15 protein-coding genes and 1 pseudogene are annotated in these 16,846 nt (G+C 50.7%); 8 read left to right on the forward strand and 8 right to left on the reverse strand.

Annotated elements, in window-relative coordinates; genetic code table 11:
* A pseudogene (locus tag ACWA6V_RS04980) lies at positions 1–895 on the forward strand (DNA degradation protein EddB); the annotation flags it as partial.
* 16 nt (positions 896–911) lie between these two features.
* Positions 912–1,517, forward strand: a complete 606-nt coding sequence (locus tag ACWA6V_RS04985) for a cohesin domain-containing protein (RefSeq protein WP_449521450.1) — start codon at positions 912–914, stop codon at positions 1,515–1,517.
* Positions 1,518–1,597: 80 nt separating this feature from the next.
* Here the strand turns inward: ACWA6V_RS04985 and proB are convergent, their stop codons facing one another.
* The 7 genes from proB to ACWA6V_RS05020 all read right to left on the reverse strand — a co-directional run bounded on the left by proB (position 1,598) and on the right by ACWA6V_RS05020 (position 8,414).
* Positions 1,598–2,722 carry a glutamate 5-kinase gene (proB, locus tag ACWA6V_RS04990; protein ID WP_449521451.1) on the reverse strand — a complete coding sequence of 375 codons (1,125 nt, stop codon included), beginning with the start codon at positions 2,720–2,722 and terminating at the stop codon, positions 1,598–1,600.
* Between the two features lie 128 nt (positions 2,723–2,850).
* On the reverse strand, positions 2,851–4,053 hold the full coding sequence (gene cgtA / locus ACWA6V_RS04995) for an Obg family GTPase CgtA (RefSeq protein ID WP_449521452.1): 1,203 nt from the start codon (positions 4,051–4,053) through the stop codon (positions 2,851–2,853).
* A gap of 149 nt (positions 4,054–4,202) precedes the next feature.
* A complete protein-coding gene (gene rpmA, locus ACWA6V_RS05000) occupies positions 4,203–4,463 on the reverse strand; it encodes a 50S ribosomal protein L27 (RefSeq protein WP_007640051.1) in 261 nt (86 codons plus the stop codon).
* Between the two features lie 16 nt (positions 4,464–4,479).
* Positions 4,480–4,797: a 50S ribosomal protein L21 gene (gene rplU, locus ACWA6V_RS05005; RefSeq protein WP_062064492.1), complete on the reverse strand. Its 318-nt coding sequence runs from the start codon at positions 4,795–4,797 to the stop codon at positions 4,480–4,482.
* Positions 4,798–4,938: 141 nt separating this feature from the next.
* On the reverse strand, positions 4,939–6,975 hold the full coding sequence (locus tag ACWA6V_RS05010; protein ID WP_449521453.1) for a putative bifunctional diguanylate cyclase/phosphodiesterase: 2,037 nt from the start codon (positions 6,973–6,975) through the stop codon (positions 4,939–4,941).
* Positions 6,976–7,034: 59 nt separating this feature from the next.
* The gene (locus ACWA6V_RS05015; RefSeq protein WP_449521454.1) at positions 7,035–7,979 is read right to left on the reverse strand and encodes an alpha/beta hydrolase; all 945 of its coding nucleotides are present in this window, start codon (positions 7,977–7,979) and stop codon (positions 7,035–7,037) included.
* A gap of 81 nt (positions 7,980–8,060) precedes the next feature.
* Positions 8,061–8,414, reverse strand: coding sequence for a hypothetical protein (locus tag ACWA6V_RS05020; RefSeq protein WP_449521455.1), 354 nt, complete (start codon positions 8,412–8,414; stop codon positions 8,061–8,063).
* Between the two features lie 148 nt (positions 8,415–8,562).
* Here ACWA6V_RS05020 and leuS point away from each other — a divergent pair, with 148 nt between their 5' ends.
* The 6 genes from leuS (at position 8,563) to ACWA6V_RS05050 (ending at position 15,852) form a co-directional block, all read left to right on the forward strand.
* Positions 8,563–11,025 carry a leucine--tRNA ligase gene (gene leuS, locus ACWA6V_RS05025; RefSeq protein ID WP_449521456.1) on the forward strand — a complete coding sequence of 821 codons (2,463 nt, stop codon included), beginning with the start codon at positions 8,563–8,565 and terminating at the stop codon, positions 11,023–11,025.
* A gap of 46 nt (positions 11,026–11,071) precedes the next feature.
* On the forward strand, positions 11,072–11,605 hold the full coding sequence (locus tag ACWA6V_RS05030; RefSeq protein WP_449521457.1) for an LPS-assembly lipoprotein LptE: 534 nt from the start codon (positions 11,072–11,074) through the stop codon (positions 11,603–11,605).
* Between the two features lies 1 nt (position 11,606).
* A complete protein-coding gene (gene holA / locus ACWA6V_RS05035; RefSeq protein WP_449521458.1) occupies positions 11,607–12,656 on the forward strand; it encodes a DNA polymerase III subunit delta in 1,050 nt (349 codons plus the stop codon).
* Between the two features lie 156 nt (positions 12,657–12,812).
* Positions 12,813–13,559: a GDSL-type esterase/lipase family protein gene (locus ACWA6V_RS05040; protein WP_449521459.1), complete on the forward strand. Its 747-nt coding sequence runs from the start codon at positions 12,813–12,815 to the stop codon at positions 13,557–13,559.
* Positions 13,560–13,623: 64 nt separating this feature from the next.
* Complete coding sequence (axe2C, locus tag ACWA6V_RS05045; RefSeq protein WP_449521460.1) at positions 13,624–14,706, forward strand: bifunctional acetylxylan esterase/glucomannan deacetylase AxeC2; 1,083 nt, start codon at positions 13,624–13,626, stop codon at positions 14,704–14,706.
* A gap of 288 nt (positions 14,707–14,994) precedes the next feature.
* Positions 14,995–15,852, forward strand: a complete 858-nt coding sequence (locus ACWA6V_RS05050; RefSeq protein ID WP_310074201.1) for a hypothetical protein — start codon at positions 14,995–14,997, stop codon at positions 15,850–15,852.
* A gap of 78 nt (positions 15,853–15,930) precedes the next feature.
* On the opposite strand, the gene ACWA6V_RS05055 is transcribed toward ACWA6V_RS05050, so the two are convergent.
* Positions 15,931–16,846: efflux RND transporter permease subunit (locus ACWA6V_RS05055; protein WP_449521461.1), on the reverse strand; the 916-nt coding region annotated here is incomplete at its 5' end.

A 16,846-nucleotide genomic window follows, 5' to 3' on the forward strand; every position in this document is an offset into this window, starting at 1 on the left:
CGGAACCAGCGCATGGAAATATATTAATCCAGGAGTGAATAAAATCGGTACCGATGAAATCGCTGTAGGGTTTATTTATCGCAGCGACAAAGCTACTGCCATTGGTAAAACTGCCATTCTCGATTCAAATGTCGATTCACAATTTATCGATACCAAAAACCGCCCGGCACTCGCGCAAAGTTTCCGCGCCAATAGCAACCGTGCGATAGCTACAGTCGCCGTTAATCACCTGAAATCCAAAGGCTCAGATTGTAATGATTTAGGTGATCTCGATATCGGCGATGGCCAAGGCAAATGCAATATCACCCGCACGCAAGCGGCCACTGCATTAGTAAATTGGTTGAGCACCCATCCAACCGGCGTGAATGATCGCGATTATTTGATCATCGGCGATTTAAATGCTTACGCTAAAGAAAACCCCATCACCCAAATTATCAACGCTGGCTATACCGATTTGATTAACCATTTCGGCGGCGACGCCGCTTACTCCTATGTATTTGATGGACAAGCCGGCTATTTGGATCATGGACTGGCGAGCAATGCATTAACACCGCAAGTCTTGTATGCCGCTGATTGGCACATCAACGCCGACGAACCTATCAGCCTCGACTACAACACTGAATTTAAATCCGCCGCACAAATCGCCAATTTTTATAGCGCCGATGCCTATCGCTCATCCGATCATGATCCGCTAGTGGTTTCACTCAAATTAATTATCGATTTGGATGGCGACGGCGATGTCGATAAAAACGATGTGCAGCTTGTGACCAATGCGCGCGGTGTAACACCAAGCGCATTTGACCAACGAGACGTGAATGGCGACGGAATTATTAATGCCAATGACGCACGCGCACTCACCTTGCAATGCACTCGCACTGGCTGCGCCATTAACTAATTAATAGGAGTTTATGATGAAAAAATTATTCGCCGGTTTACTTGCTCTCGGCCTGAGCTTATCGCTCAATGCCCATGCCATTAGCATTGACCTTATCGCCAATCAAACTGCCGTCAATGTTGGCGACAATATTGAAGTGCAGGTGCGCATCAGCGGCTTGAGCGATGCAAGCGCTCCCGCACTCGGCGTTTACGATGTAAATTTTAATTACGATGCCAGCCTGTTTAATTTCAGCAGCATTTTGTGGGGTGATTCAATACTCGGCAACCAGCTTGACCTGAGCGGCTTTGGTAGCCTGCAAGACAGCAGCAATGGATTGAATTGGTTAAATGCATTCGAACTCTCTTTTGACGACGCGCTGGATTTGGAGTTAATGCAGGCAGGGGAATTCACCTTGTTTAGCGTAATGCTAAATGCCGTCGCAATCGGCAGCGGTAACTTTTCACTTACCGCCAACGCTATCGGCGATGCTTACGGCAACGTTCTATTTATCGATACCATTAATGGAGTAGCAGTAGATGTAGGAAGTATTTCCGTACCAGAACCATCGAGCTTATTGTTATTGCTTGGCATGCTAGCGGTCATCGCACTACGGACAAAAATGTCGCAATCGCAAAAATAATACTGTGCAATAAAAAAGCCCGCGTATTTCGCGGGCTTTTTATCATTAAGCAAAAGACAAATTAACTCAACACCAACCTATTAACTTAAAACCAGATTGTCGCGATGAATTAATTCGTTATCATCCTGATAACCCAAAATATCGAATATCTGGCTGCTGGGTTTGCCGATAATTTTGCGCGCCTCGTCAGCGTGGTAATTAATTAATCCGCGCGCAATTTCTTTGCCCTGTAAATCAACGCAAATCACCATATCACCGCGCGTAAAATCGCCGCGCACTTCTTTTACACCTACCGGCAAAACACTTTTGCCTTGCTCGCGCACTACGCGCGCTGCGCCATCATCCAACACGATGGTGCCACGGGTTTGCAATTGGCCGGAGATCCAGCGCTTACGCGCCGCTTGCGGCTGTTGTTCAGCCCACAAAAAAGTACCGAGGTTTTCGCCTGCGGCGATGCGCAATAAGGCATCGTCGATACGGCCACCAACAATGACTGTATCAGCACCCGAACGCGCAGCAACACGCGCAGCGCGCACTTTGGTAATCATGCCGCCGCGCCCCAAAGCGCCACCAGTGCCGCCCGCCATTTGTTCGAGGCGGGTATCATCAGCAGCGATTTCGCTGAGCAATTGCGCGTTGGGATTGGAGCGGGGATCGCTGTCGTACATGCCTTTTTGATCGGTGAGAATTACCAGCAAATCGGCTTCGATTAAATTCGCAACAAGCGCACCGAGGGTATCGTTATCGCCAAAACGGATCTCTTCGGTAGTAACTGTGTCGTTCTCATTAATAACGGGCACGACATTAAAACCAATAAGGGTTTTCAGTGTGGAGCGCGCATTTAAATAGCGCTGGCGCGACGATAAATCGTCGTGATCCAACAGCACTTGTGCGGTGAGCAAACCGTAGCGCTGAAATTCCACTTCGTAGGTTTGGATCAAACTCATTTGCCCGACGGCAGCAGCAGCTTGCAGTTGATGAATTTCAGTCGGGCGAGCAGCCCAACCTAAGCGTCGCATACCAGCAGCGACTGCACCGGAGGAAACCAAAACCAATTCGATGCCGCGCAAACGCAGCTCAGCCATTTGCTTGACCCAACCGGCAATTGCTACTGCATCCAGCCCTTTGCCATCATTGGTTAAAAGTGCGCTGCCAATTTTGACTACCCAGCGCTTGGCTTGGGGAATAATGTTTCTTTTGCTCATGAAGAAGATGCGCTCAAGAATAAATAAGTGAAATTTTTATAGGAAGTCGGGCTATCAATACAAAACGCCCGGAGCGTTGCCCGGGCGTGAGGTTACACTATTTTGCTGCTGGCGCTAATTGGCGGCGATTAATGATTCACGTAAATAACTTCAACGTCGTAATCGTCTTCATTGAAATTATCATCTTCCACATCGCCACGCGCACGGCGGGCTTCGCGCTCAATTTCACGCAACTCTTCGATACGCTCGCGCGCCTCTTGTGCCATTTGGTTTTGCAATTCTGCTTCGCGCTCGCGCGCTTCGGGGTTGGTTTTTTCTTCTTCCCACACCGCTTCAAGGCTATCCATCAGCTTGCCGGTCAGCGGCACAGTGCCGTCGCGATTGAGTGCAGAAATGCGGAATACCGGACCAGTCCAGTTCAATTCATCAATCACTGCCTGACAGCGCGCGTCCACTTCGTCGGGCGGCAACAGGTCAATTTTATTGAGCAGCAACCAGCGTTCGCGGGTAGCGAGGGTCGGGCTGAACTTTTGCAATTCATTGGCGATGACACGCACACTTTCGGCGGGATTGGACTCATCCACCGGCGCCATATCGACCATGTGCATCAGGTAGCGACAGCGGGTTAAATGCTTGAGGAAACGCACACCCAAGCCAGCCCCTTCTGCTGCGCCTTCGATTACACCGGGAATATCGGCAATCACAAAACTGCGGTGTTGCTGCACTTTTACCACACCGAGATTGGGCACGAGTGTGGTGAACGGATAATCCGCCACTTTTGGTTTTGCCGAACTCACCGCGCGGATAAAACTGGATTTGCCGGCATTCGGCAAACCGAGCATGCCCACATCGGCAAGCACTTTTAATTCGAGTTTCAGGTTGCGCATTTCACCTTCCGTACCGGGCGAAGTTTTACGCGGGGTGCGGTTGGTACTGGTTTTAAAGCGGGTATTGCCCAGACCGTGGAATCCACCTTGGGCAACTTTTAATTTTTGGCCGTGCTCGGTTAAATCACCAAACACTTCTTCGGTGTCGATATCTATAACAGTGGTGCCAACCGGGACAGGCAAAAATAAATCGGCGCCCTTGGCTCCCGTGCAATCCTTACTGCCGCCCTTCTCGCCATTTTCGGCGCGATATTTGGGCACAAAGCGATAATCGATCAGGGTATTCAGGTTTTCGTCGGCAACCAGGAAGACACTGCCGCCGTCACCGCCGTCGCCGCCATCGGGACCACCCTTGGAAATAAACTTCTCCCGCCGGAAGCTCATGAATCCGTTGCCACCCTTACCGGCTTCGACATGAATTGGGGCTTCATCAACAAATTTCACAGCGCACTCCAGAGGAATAAAAATTCAATAACAATAAATATAATCAGAACCTGAATATAAAAAAGCCCCATCGTGAACGACAGGGCTTTTTTATTGTTCTTCATTTGCCCACTGCAAGCAGCAAGCTTGGCTAGTATTTTAGCGCAATATTAAGCAGCAGGAATGATGCTTACGTATTGACGGCCAAAAGCGCCTTTAATTTCGAACTTAACGGTACCGTCCACTTTCGCGAACAGAGTATGATCTTTACCCAGACCTACGTTTACGCCAGCGTGGAATTTGGTTCCGCGTTGACGAACAATAATGCTGCCACCAGAAATCAATTCACCGCCGTAGGCTTTAACACCGAGGCGTTTCGCTTCTGAATCGCGACCGTTACGAGAACTACCAACCCCTTTCTTGTGAGCCATTTTATAGCCTCCTCAATTAACCTTTGATAGCAGTGATTTTCACTTCGGTGAACCACTGACGATGACCTTGACGCTTCATGTGGTGCTTACGACGACGGAATTTGATGATCTTCACTTTGTCGGCACGGCCATGAGCAACCACTTCAGCAGTAACAGTTGCACCTTCAACAACAGGAGCGCCAATCTTGACGTCTGCGCCGTTGGCAACCAGGTACACTTTGTTGAATTCAACAACGCCACCAGTGGTGAAATCGATTTTTTCGAGTTTGAGGGTTTCACCCACAACTACGCGATGTTGCTTGCCACCGCTTTCAAAAATTGCATATGCGCTCATTCTTTGCTCCAAAAACAACGCTTGGACGACACGAAGTAGCCGGGCGACATGCCTTGGCGTTTGGGACTAGCGTCGTATACCTGATTTCAGGGGCGGCGATTGTATGCCAAATGGCCAATCAATCGCAAGCAAAAGCGACAATCACGCATTGAGCGAGCTGGGTGCCGACAACCAGCCAGCCACATTACGGGCAGGGATGGGGCGGGATATCAGATAACCCTGCAAATAATCCACCCCCATCGCCACCAGCAGGTTGCGCTGCTGCTCGGTTTCGACCCCCTCAACCACAATGCGAAAACCCAAACCGCGCGCCATGCCGACAATCGCGAGCAGCAATTTGCGCGCGTCATGGTCGAGATCGGTGATAAAACTGCGATCAATCTTGATGATATTGACCGGCAGCCGCCGCAAGTAGGCCAGCGACGAGTAGCCTGTACCAAAGTCATCGATTGCCAAACTAACACCCAGTGCGCGAATCTGTTCCAGTACCGAGCACACCAGATCTATATCGTGGGAAAAAACGCTCTCGGTAATTTCGATCTCCAATCGCTCGGGCGCCAACCCCGAGGACTTCAACGCCGCGTTAACATCAGCCAACAGGTCGCCGCCCAAAATTTGATGGATGGAGACATTGACGCTAACCACAGCATCGCCCGACCACTGCGTTGCTGACTTGCAAGCAGACATAAGTACCCAGCGCCCCAGCGGCACAATCAGCCCGCTCTCTTCTGCAACCGGAATAAATAAGAGTGGCGAGATTGCCCCCAACTCTGGCTCATCCCAGCGCAACAGGGCTTCCATTTTGCGCGGGATAGAAGTACCGCAGGGCTCTATGGGTTGAAACACCAGCGACAACTCATCCGCCTCCAGCGCCGAATGCAGGGAGCGGCGCAAACGCTGGCGCTGCTGGATACCGACATCCAAAGCCAAATCGAATAGTTTTACCCCGCCAGTTCCCTGCTGGCGCAAGCTGTGGCGGGCGATAGACGTTTGATAGAGAAGCTGTTCGGCATCACGCGCCTCCCCGGGAAAAGCTGAGATTCCGATCATGACATCGATGCGCATAACGCCTGCGCCGGTTTCAATCGGCTGCTGCAAAATTCCGCGCAGCAGCGCCGCCTCATGCACCCATTTGCGCCCCTGTGTGTTCATGGTGACCGCAAACTCCGAGCCACCCCAGCGGGCGATCAGGCTGCCGCGCGGCATGGCACTTTTTAGGCGATCTGCCAACACCAGCAAAATCTGCTCACTAACGGCGGCACCCTGTAACTCGATAACATCAAAACGCAGCACTTCAATCGCCAGCACTCCCAGACAGCTGTTATTGGCGCGTGACATTTCGATTTGCTGGCGCAATTCACGCTCAAAAGAGCTGCGATTTAGCAGCCCTGTAAGCGGATCAGAAGACGCCACCCGCGCCAACTCTTGCGCATAGCGCTCTTTCAGAGCGATTTCAAATTGCAGTGTCTCGATCTGCTCAGCAAGGCGCAGCTCCAAATCATCTTTGGCCCTTGCCAGTTCATCGCGCTGACTAAGCGCAGCAGCAATGCTGCGATCTTTATCGCGAGCTGCAGCAAACAAGTGAAGCGCACTATCGCGCGATACACGCGCAAAACCTGTTAGGCCGATAAAGAGCGCCAAGCTCAGCCCGGCCACAACCAAATCATCCATGGCGCCCGTCGTTGCAAACAACACCACTAGCGGACCAATCAACAACGCCATAAATAGTCGACCAACCCAAGGCACCAACATGAGCACATTGATGCTGCCCGCCGCGATAGTCGCCATTACCAGTGCTATAACCAAACGCTGCGCGGCAGGCGCATCGTTAAAATAGGCAACCGAAAAGCTCGCCCAAACACCACCCGATACCAGTGCCCCCAACATAAATAGCCGGATCATCTGAGTATAGTTTTGATGCTGTTGCCGCAGGGACTGATGCCACCACCACAAACTGCCAAGACGCAAAAGGCTAACCAGTTGCATACTCCCCCACCACAGGAGTAGTGACAATTGACTGGTCGCTTCCTGGAAATAAAGGGCCAACGCCGACGAGGCGACAAAGGTAAAAATCAATACATTCGGCAGTTGGCGATACATTGCAATTGCTTTTTCACACTGCAGTTGCTGTTCTACCTCCACCATGCCTTGCATTGTCGCCAAATTATTGCGCGCCATAACTGCGTCTCTCCCAAAAGGTTGCGCTCGTATTCCTTCTGCTATTTGTGTTCATAGTGTTACTGAATCCAGTTGTTTTGCTTTAGCCACCGTTCAAGAGAATCTGGCCAGCTAGATACGCTGCCCTGCCCCTGAATCATCCCCACACCGTGAACGCCGGTTTGGTAAATATGTAACTCGGACTGTTTATTGTGCTTTTGCACCTCGGAAAAAAACGCGAGGCTGTTGCCCACCGGCACAGCCTGATCACCGATACCATGCAGCATAAACACCGGTGGCACCTTATCCGTCACCTGAAATTGTAAGGAATTGTCATGCAGTTTTTTGGGGTCAGGATTTTCACCCAGTAACGCTTTGCGCGACCCCGCATGCGCATCAGGGCCGTAAAGGGCGATAACCGGATAGCCAAGAATCGCAAAATCAGGGCGCGCACTGATATCGCCGAGCGGGTCATCCAGCGCTAAGGTGAAATCGGAACGGGTGGCAACACTCGCCGCCAGATGGCCACCGGCCGAGAAACCAATCACCCCCACTTTAGCTGGATCTATCCCCCACTCATCCGCGTGTTTACGCACCTGGCGCACCGCGCGCAAGCCATCAAGTAAAGGGGCAGGAAAGCCGTACTCCTGCATCCGGTACTTAACCACAAAGGCCGCAACACCGCGCGCCGCAAACCACTTGGCGATATCGTGCCCCTCGTGGTCAATCGCCAGCCGCACATAACCGCCACCAGGGAAAATTACTACCGCCGTGCCATTGGCTTTATCGACAGCGGGCCAATAAGGGATCATCGCCGGATTATCTACCGCGTAAACACGCTGGTCTTTTATATGCTCGCGGTCAGGACTGACCATGGGTTTTTCATCCCATAAATAAATAGGATCGACAGGCAATTCACTCACAGGCTGGGCCACTCCAACAATCGGCAGGACGGACGATAACAGCAGGGCAAGCGCACCCCAAATACAGTTCTGAAAAAAGGTGCGGCTCCGGAATACAGGCATGGGTTCTCTCGCTCAGTTCTTATCAAAAATCAGGCGAGCGAGAGCTTAGCAAATTTATCGGATAAATGGCGTAATGGGATTTCAGTGGCGGAATTGCGACTCCTCATCCTCCCACCAGTGATGCAACTGCCAATCCACACGGGTGGGGTCAGCTGCACGCAGCAGCCAATCGCCGGTGATCAATTCCAGCTCCGCCAGCCCCAGCTTCATATCGCTCCAAATCCCTTGGGCATCCTCGCGGATGTAGGCTTTGGCCAGATCAACCTCCTCACCCACCATCTGCTCGGCAGTGAGTTCGAGCTTAACCAGGTCGCCTACCTCGTGCTTCAGCGTTCCGAGTGCACCGGTCTCTTCCGGGTTAAAAGGCAAATCCGGTTGGATAACATGATAAGGATTGTTGGCAGATTTGTTGGTCACATTGTCAGTCGGCTTCATGGCAAATAACTCCCGCTAGCGCTTCAAGATATTTATACCCACATAGGCAGTACAGCCTCTATAATCACCGCCTTTCGCAACTTTTTACCTTTAGTAAGTAAAAAATCCAACCTAAGTATAGGCCGTACAATCAATGCAAGAGCGCCCCATGCACGAACAATACACTCCCGCCGAAGTTGAAGCCCAAGCCCAGCAGTACTGGGAAGAACACCAAAGCTTCAAGGTTATTGAGGATCGCAGCAAAGAAAAGTTCTATTGTCTGGCGATGTTTCCCTACCCTAGCGGCAAGCTACACATGGGGCATGTGCGCAACTACACCATCACCGATGTGATCGCGCGCTACCAGCGGATGCAGGGTAAAAACGTATTGCATCCAATGGGTTGGGACGCCTTCGGCCTACCGGCGGAAAACGCTGCACTCAAGCATCAAACCGCGCCTGCCAAATGGACTTACTCCAACACCGACCATATGCGCAGCCAGTTGAAACAGCTCGGCTTTGGCTTTGATTGGTCGCGTGAACTGACCACCTGCAAACCCGAATACTACAAATGGGAACAGTGGTTCTTTACCCGTCTTTACCAAAAAGGTCTGGTTTACAAGCGCATGGCGACCGTGAACTGGGACCCGGTGGATCACACTGTATTGGCTAACGAACAAGTGATCGATGGACGCGGCTGGCGCTCAGGCGCATTGGTTGAGCGCAAAGAGATTCCGCAGTGGTTTATCAAAATCACCGCCTACGCTGACGAATTATTAGCCGATCTGGACAAACTGCCGAACTGGCCCGAGCAAGTCAAAACCATGCAGCGCAACTGGATCGGCAAAAGTCGCGGTCTGGATATGCATTTTGATTTGGCCTCACCGGTAGGCGAATTCACTGGTTTTGATATCTACACCACCCGCCCCGATACCATTATGGGCGTGACCTATGTGAGCCTTGCGGCCGAACATCCTATCGCCAAATTGCTGGCAGAGACCAATCCAGCGCTCGCGCAATTTATCGCTGAATGCAAAGTGCAATCCGTTGCGGAAGCCGATATGGCGACCATGGAAAAACGCGGTATTGACACCGGCATTAAAGCCCTGCACCCAATTACCGGCGAACCGGTTTCGGTGTGGATCGCCAACTATGTATTGATGGATTACGGCTCAGGCGCGGTAATGGCCGTGCCCGCGCACGACCAGCGCGATTACGAATTCGCCAAGAAGTACGACCTGCCTATCTCTCAAGTGATTGCGCCGCAGAATGGCGAAGCAATCGACCTGACTAAAGCCGCCTTCACTGAAAAAGGCGTGCTGGTTAATTCAGGCGAATACGACGGTCTGGATTTCAACGCCGCCTTCGATGCCATCGCCAGCACCCTGGAAATGGCTAACAAGGGCCAGGTGAAAACCAACTATCGCCTGCGCGACTGGGGTGTATCGCGCCAACGCTACTGGGGCGCTCCTATCCCGATGTTCAACCTGCCCGATGGTGGCGAAATTCCGGTTCCTGCACACAAGCTGCCCGTGTTGCTGCCGGAAGATGTGGTGATGAACGGCGTTCACTCGCCCATCAAAGCCGACCCCGAATGGCGTAAAGCTGAGCTGGATGGCCAAGCGGTTGAGCGCGAAACCGATACCTTCGATACCTTTATGGAATCCAGCTGGTACTACGCGCGCTACACCTGCCCAAATTTTGAAGGCGGCATGCTCGACAAAGCAGCGGCTGATTACTGGCTGCCCGTTGATCAATACGTAGGCGGCATCGAACACGCCATCCTCCACCTGCTCTACTCGCGCTTCTTCCACAAGTTGATGCGCGACGAAGGCTTGGTGAGCTGCGATGAACCTTTCGAGCGCTTGCTCTGCCAAGGTATGGTGTTGAAAGACGGCACCAAGATGAGCAAATCCAAGGGCAACACCGTTGACCCGGAAGAGCTGATCAACCAATACGGCGCCGATACCGTGCGCCTATTCTCCATGTTTGCTGCACCACCAGAGCAAAGTATGGAATGGAGCGACTCCGGCGTAGAAGGTGCAAACCGTTTCTTGCGTCGTTTGTGGAAAGCAGTTGAAGGTCACATGAATGCCGGCACACCGGGCAAGCTTGAGGTGAGTGCACTCCCGCAAGCGCAAAAAGATTTGCGCCGCAAAACCCACGAGACTATCCAGAAAGTCAGCGATGATTACGGCCGCCGCCAAACATTTAATACCGCAATTGCTGCAACAATGGAGTTGCTCAACGAGACCAGCAAACTCGCTGACCGCGCCAATCCACTTGGACTCGCCGTTGAACGCGAAGCGCTGGAAGCAGCGATTTTGTTGCTTGCGCCGATTGTGCCACACATCAGCCATTCACTTTGGCAAGCACTCGGACACAAAAATATTCCACTCAATGAAAAGTGGCCGACCCTCGATGAAAGCGCATTGACCCGCTCAACCGTTGAGGTCGTCATTCAAGTGAATGGGAAACTGCGCGGCAAATTGGATGTCGCCATTGATGCACCGAAAGAACAGCTTGAAGCCGAAGCGCTTGCACAGGAAAACGTGCAGCGCTTCCTTGAAGGCATAACAGTGCGCAAAGTGATTGTGATCCCCAATAAATTAGTAAACATCGTTGCTAATTGATCATCAACGGCGGGTTGCTACGCGAACCCGCCCTACGGATTTATTTATGAAAAAAATTATCGTCAGCTTATTAGTTCTCACTGTGTCCGCTTGCGGCTGGCATTTGCGCGGCTCGGCAGCCGGTGAAGATAAGCTGGCGATGACCACGCCAATGGATTTAGTGATAGTCACTAAAGACGATCACAGCCCTCTGATTAACACGTTGCGCCAAGCACTGCGCAGCTACAAAATCAATGAGATAACTGCAGCCAACGCAACCTCACTCACGCTCAATTTGAACCGTGAAGTAATGGACAAGCGCACCGCCGGCGTCGGTAGCGATGCGCTCACCAGCGCCTATGAAATTATCCTGCGTGTGGACTACAGCATCAGTAATGCCAGTGGCATTATCACTCCGCTGGACACAAGTGCGCGCACCTCGCGCACCTATAACTACAATGTCAACAATGCCAACAGCGCCGCACAGGAAGAAGAACTAGTGCTGCGGGAAATGCGTCGTGACCTGTCCAATACCATTTTGCGCCGTGTCAAGAATCTCAGCGCAAAAACAACCTCCACCCCAACACCAGCAGCACAATAAAATGCCCAAGCTGCGCGCCGAACAATTAGCTGCCGCGCTTACCAAGCCATTGGCAGCGATTTATTTGGTGTCAGGTGATGAGCCCTTGTTGATTCAGGAATGTTGCGACCAGATCCGCGCCGCGGCGCGCAAAAATGGTTTTAGCGAACGCGAGCTGTATCACATAGATACCAGTTTTGATTGGGGGCAATTGCTCGCCTCTGCCAACAGCCTTTCACTTTTCGCTGAGAAAAAAATTATCGAAGTGCGCATGCCCTCAGGCAAACCGGGCGATAAAGGTGGCAAAGCGCTGCAAGAATATGCGCAATCCCCCGCACCCGATAACTTGTTGTTAATCGTCACCGAAAAACTCGACGGCGCCACGCAAAAAAGCAAATGGTTTAAAGCGATTGAAGATGCCGGCCAACATATCCAGATTTGGCCAGTTACCCCCGCGCAATTGCCGCGCTGGATCGGCGTACGCTTACAACAATCCGGCTTGCACGCCGACAGTGATGCCATCGACTTACTCGCCTCGCGCATTGAGGGCAACCTGCTCGCCGCTGCGCAAGAAATTGAAAAATTAAAATTGCTCACCACCGACAACCGCATCAGCTATGAAATGATGGCCTCAGTTGTCGCTGACAGCGCGCGCTACGATGTATTTGGTCTCACCGATAAAGCCCTGCACGGCGACGCCCGTGCCGCCGTGCGCACATTGCAAGGATTAAAAACCGAAGGCACCGAACCGATCAATATCCTCTGGGCGGTAACGCGCGAAATTCGCGCGCTGGTGCAAATCTCGCAAGCGGTTGCACAGGGCAAACATTTTGAGTGGGCGGCAAAACAAGCGGGCGTCTGGGATAAACGTCAGCCGCTAATTCAAGCTGCACTGCGTCGGTTAAAACCCGCACAGTTACAACAGCTGCTACGCAAAGCCAATGGTATCGATAAAGCCGTAAAAGGCATGCGCAACGCTGAACCCTGGGATGAATTACTTGACCTGATTTTAAATATCGCCGGTGTGCAAAGTTTGAATGCGCATAACGAGCGGCTAAGCTTGAAAAATTAGTATCTGAAAAAAACTAACAATAAGCACATAATCGTGCATTAAATAAAAACACAAAAAAACACACGGCCTGCAATACAGTTCTGCCAGTAATCATTGCCTTGAGATGAATACCTTTGGCAGCTATTTTTCCACCACTATTGAGCAGGAATAGTCACAATGAAATTGCATCAAAAAACTCTGGCGCAACTTTGCATCGGCATCAGCCTCACATTTTTATGCCAATTAAGTAGCGCCCTATCACCTACCCCTCCCTCAGGCACAACACCAACCAAACGAACCGTTGAATACGACTGGATGTCTATTTCAACCTGGGACAAGATGCACGCCGAAGATGTAGTGGTTGCGCAATACGATCAGGTCGATGTGCTTTTTGTTGGCGATTCAATTACCGCCGGTTGGGATTGGTCAATTTGGGAGAAAAATTTCAAACCACTCAAAGCCGCTAACTTTGGTATTGGCGGTGACAATACCGGTAATGTGCTTTGGCGCTTGCAGCACGGCGCTATCGGGAATATCCACCCTAAATTGATCGTGTTATTAATCGGCGTCAACAATATTGGGGGCATGCAAGAATCGCCCGAACAAGCCGCCGCTGGTGTAACCAACGTAGTTGAACAGCTGCAATTGGCCTGGCCGAACAGCAAAATATTATTAAATGCGGTATTTCCGTTTGATCAAGCGCCCGGTTCAAATAATCGCCGCAAGGTCAAAAAGCTCAACCAGATCATTTCCAAACTGGGCGACAACAAGATTATTTTCTTCAAAGACTACGGCCCACTGCTGCTACAAAAAGATGGCAGCATTTCACCTGACATAATGGCCGATTTCCTGCACCCGACTCCCAAAGGCTATCAAGTTTGGGCCGATGCAATGACTCCGGATATCAACGCATTATTGCAATAAATGTTCATGGTGCTGGGCAAGTTGCCCAGCCTACCCAACAAATGATTACACCAAGGTAGCCCTCATGAAACTTCTTCAAATTTCCAACGCCTTCTTTTTTTCCGCTATTTTATTATCTGGCTGCACCAGCGCCCCGCAAAAACACAACGACGTTATGATTACCATTCCCGCCGCCAACACCGAAATTGCCACCATGGGACGCACCCACATCAACAGCGATAAAAGCCTGCTGCTGGGTTTTCCCGGCGTCAGCGTTAAAACCGACGTTGTGGGAAAATCCCTGACCGCCGATTTGCAGAGTTCGACTGGCAACTCCTGGGTCGATGTAATTGTCGACAATGGTTCACCGACTGCCATCAAGATCACCAACCAACCGCAAACTGTCGAATTATTCAGGTTTACAGAAGCTGCTAAACACTCTGTAGAAATTATTCACCGCACTGAAAATTGGCAGGGGCAGGTCACGCTCAAGCAATTCACTCTTACCGGCGAAAAGTTTTTATCTGCGCCGCTGCTACCCAAACGCAAAATATTGGTGCTCGGCGATTCCGTTACTTGTGGCGAAGCGATTGACCGCGTAACAGACGAAGAAAAAAATAGCCGTTGGTGGAATGCACGTGAATCCTACGGCATGCTCACAGCCAGAGCGCTCAATGCACAAGTGAACTTAGTCTGTTGGGGTGGGCGCGGTTTGGTGCGCAGCTGGAATGGAAAAACCGATGATGCAAATCTGTCAGATTTTTATGAGTTTGCCGTCGGCGACAGTGACCTGACGATGCGCTGGGATCACACACACTATCAACCGGATTTAATTGTCAGTGCCATAGGCACCAACGATTTTAGCCAAGGGATTCCCGAACGCGAAGCCTATGTGACCGCCTATGTAAAACTGATCAACAAATTACTCGTGAATCATCCGCAGGCGCATGTCGCGCTGACGGAAGGAGCCATTCTCAATGGCGATAAAAAAGCAGCGTTAATTGATTATATCCGCGAGGCGATCTCACGCGTGAACGACTCACGCGTTCATCAAGTCACGTCCAACCACTATCCTGGCGATATGCAGGATGCACACCCCACTAACGAACAACATGTTGCAATGGCCAAAGATTTAGCACCGCAACTGAAAGCACTAATGGATTGGTAATTCGATAGATAAAAATCCCAAAGGCTCTGGATCAGAGCCTTTGCCCCTCCCCCCAATTTACTCCACAGAAAAAAGCACTCGACTTATAGTCGCAAAGAACATTTGTGTGCTATGTTTCATTTACTGCAGAAATACAAGTATGCAGGCTTTTAAAAAAGCAATAATTTAAATAAAAATCAATTAGTTATATTTTTTAGCAATCAAATATCCAGCAATACGCAACACTAACAATAACGCGTTACCGATACTGCCTACCCGGGCAGATACGTTACCCTCAGGAGTTTTAACATGCTAAAACATCTTCCATTAATTATTACACTGGCGGCCTCTTTGACTGCTTGTGGTGGTAGTGACAACAAGAAATCCAGCAGCAGCTCCTCCGTTGCGCTAAGCTCCAGCTCGCCTGCGGCGTCAAGTACTCCTGCAGCTTCAAGCACACCGGCATCCTCTACTCCAGCATCAAGTACGCCCGCATCATCTACACCGGCATCAAGTACTCCTGCGTCATCTGAGCCGGCGTCAAGTATGCCTGCCTCCTCTACTCCCGCCGCCTCATCAGAACCCGCATCGAGTTCAGTATCCAGCAGCTCCAGCTCTGCCGCGGCGACCAAGCTCAGTGTCGATTTTGAGAGCGATACCGCTGGTGCTACCTATGAAGGCGCTAGCTGGAATCCGGGAGAACTAACCGCAACAGTCGTTACCATTGCCTCAGTCACCGGACTCCCGGCTAACGGCAGCTCAGTGAACGTGCTAAAAGTAGTCGTAGGTAATTACAATGCAGTACCTATCATGGAAGTTAGTTTGCCAGAAGGAAAAACCCTGGCAGACTACAACGTGAAATTAGATGCTTACTTCCCCAGAAATACACTCGGATTGACTAATGGAGAAGCCAACTACTACAAAGACTTTATTTTCCTTGCTGGCACCAGTATCACCAGTGGTGCGGGCGACACCAACCCGGCATACCACTCCAAAATTGGCACTATTTGGGATGACATTGATGTGTGGAAAACCTACACCTTGACCGTAGATCCAACCAAAGGAGCTGCGCTTACAGGTACCATCAAAATTGGCATGGGACTCAATCGTCCAGCAGGAACGAACGATGGATACTACTTTGACAACGTTCGCCTAGAGCCTAAATAGTATTAATCGATTGCTTGATATCAAAAGAAAAAAGGGCGCGAAATTCGCGCCCTTTTTTATTGTCAACCTATGCACAAATTATTTTCCGGGACCAAATGGCTTCAACATCAAAATTAACTTTGGCAACAAAGTTAGCGATCCCACAATCGCCATAAACATGGCAAACGCGGTGAGCACACCAAAATAAATCGAAGGGATAAATTGTGAGAGCATCAAAATGGAGAAACCCACAATAATCGTCACCGAGGTGTAATACATAGCGCGACCAATCGAAGCGTGTGAGCGATGCATTGCCTCGACATAATTTTGGTCATGCGCGAACTCGATCCGATAACGATAGAAGTACTGGATCGCTTGATCAACCCCGACACCTACCACAATCGCCGCGATAGTTGTTGTCATCATATCGAGCGGGATACCCACCAAGCCCATAGCACCTAATACAGTTCCCGCCGCCAGGATATTCGGCAATATGGCGATGAGCGCAATTTTAAATGAGCGGAACAAACCAATAATCATCAGCATGATTGATACAAACACCACGCCGATCGTTGCAATTTGCGATGCAAACAAACTCTGCAACATATTGTTATAGAGCACCAACATGCCGGTGAAATTCACCTGCTCCGGTTTAAGGCCAACATCCTTCAGCGCATACTGGCGAATTTTTTCCACCAGTTCGGCGCGTTTCAAATCCGGTGTAGTTTCAATGACACGCAAGGTAATGCGGGTTTGTTGCACGTCATCAACAAGGTAGGGTGTAATCAAAAAGTTTCTGATGTCATCGGAGAGCATGTTGCGCAGCACATTCAATTCAAAGTCATTCAACTTGCCCTTATTGATGTCATGCGCCAATTGGTAAACAGTCGCGAGCGACTGCACCTTGCCTACTTCCGGCAGTGACTCCAAATAGGTATGCAGCTGTTTAATTTGATCCAAGCCGGCCACACTAAACCAATAACTTGGGGCTATGGTGGGAGTGCTGGCATCATCG

The organism is Cellvibrio sp. (assembly GCF_053579595.1).